Source organism: Microcystis sp. M53603_WE2 (assembly GCF_030065435.1).
The window spans coordinates 1-1,846 of sequence record NZ_JASJFF010001184.1 but is presented as its reverse complement, the minus strand read 5'-3'; the positions used below and the strand labels follow the sequence as shown (position 1 = coordinate 1,846).

General features: G+C 43.3%; 1 protein-coding gene. It reads right to left on the bottom strand.

Annotated features, from left to right (window positions below):
• Positions 1 to 840: 840 nt before the first annotated feature.
• Positions 841 to 1,846 (bottom strand): Calx-beta domain-containing protein (locus PX481_RS24810; RefSeq protein WP_288096600.1); only part of this gene is annotated, 1,006 nt, incomplete at its 5' end.

Genomic DNA, 1,846 nt, shown 5'->3' with positions numbered 1-1,846 from the left:
CTGGGCAAACAAATTAGCCTGTAATTCAGAGCCGGCAATCGTTTTGACGATTTAGATAAAATTTTCAATGTGACACTTTAGGGTGCGGAATGTGGGTTGAATTCTTTCTGTTTATGGTTAGGGAAAAAGACAAGCCCAACCTTTCTGCCCTGGGGCTAAATTTGTTATCCACCTGTAATTACAACTAGACAAGTCAAGTCTAACAAAAAAATTTTTTTCTTAAATTTATCCAAGAGCCTGATGAGTAACAGCAATAAGAAAAGTATTGTTGAGAATAATGAAGAAACTCAGAAGTATTGTCAAGTTTTGTCGAAAATATACGCAAATAACAGCAAACAACTGCTACTGTGGTTAGTGCAAGTTTACCTTACAGTTCCAATGAAACTATCAGATTATGCCAAGAAAAAGGGGATCAATTACTGGACTTACACGATACATAAATACTAAAAAATCAACAAAACCCTTATACCTTTTTTCAAAAAGTGTTTCATACTTGAATGTTAAGATTTTGAAGATCATGACCAAGTTATGTATTCGCTCTGATGATACCAAAAAGGACTGATTATTGACTCCATTCTCAATAGTCAATCTAATTTAGCACTGTAAAATACTGGTTTTGTGAAGTTTTATTGCAGGATTCAACACTTCTGAATAGGCGGTTAAAATGCGACTTAGCTTATAACTACCGTAAACTCCCGCCCGAATCAATTGTTTGAACAACAATTAATATTTGCTTCACTTTTTTGACACACAATGGAAAACCGGCGGGAAAACTGAGCAATCTCTGAGCCAGATTATTCTTTCCCAGCCGGTTTATGTTGACACTTAGCCTCAAGTCATCTAAGCCGCAAAGATATTATCTTCTGTCAAGTTAAGGTTAGGAGTCAAGGTCGCCAAGAGAGTCTGAACCGATGAACCATTACCATCCACATCAAAGAAGAGTTGGCCTGTTGGTTTATTAAAGATAAAGCGATGGCTGGCCGTCGTGGCGACGGTTCCCAAGACAAATTGAGCCGCCGCAATACTTTCACCGGCGATTAATCCGCCACCAAAACCCGCCGCCGAGACTTGGAGCGTATCTTGGAAAACGTTGAAGTCCGTAATCGTATCTTGGCCTTCACTGGCAAGGCTATAGGCAATTACGTCAAAACCAGCACCAGAGGTAATCGTGTCATTCCCTGCAGCACCTACTAACATATCGCTGGCATTGGAACCAATCAAAATGTCATGGCCCGCTCGACCGCTCAGATTGCGGGTAGTTCCGGCTTCGATCACATCGTTACCCGTGGTTCCCTGTTGATTGAGAACACCGTCATCATTCAGGATCGTAGTGGTGACAGCACCTGGTGTGCCAATGGTATAGCCAGTGCCACTTGCTAGGGTAAAGGCGATCGTTTCATTGGCTTCTTTGACGGTATCTCCGGTGGTCACGATCTCGATCTGAGCCGTTGTCTGACCAGATGCGAAGACAATATTACCCGTTGTTGGTGAGACAAAATTCCCGCCGTAGGCATTGTAGTCATTGCCGCGAGTTGCCGTACCACCAAGGGTAAAGTTAACGGTTAAAGAGTTAGTGGTGGCTCCTGAACGAGTGAAGTTATAGACGAGGTTAGTTTTGCCGTTTTCACTAACGCCACTGTAGTTACTGGCAAGGGTAACGGAGGTTCCTTCATCATCATTTTGGATAGTGCCAACAGCAGTGGCCGTGGTAATCGTTGCTCCGTTGGTGGGATTGGAGAGGGTGACGGTGAAGTTTTCGTTAGGTTCGACGGTGGTATCCCCTTGAACATTAACGGTAATCACTTTCGAGGTTTCTCCCGCCGCAAAACTGACGGTTCCTGAGGGT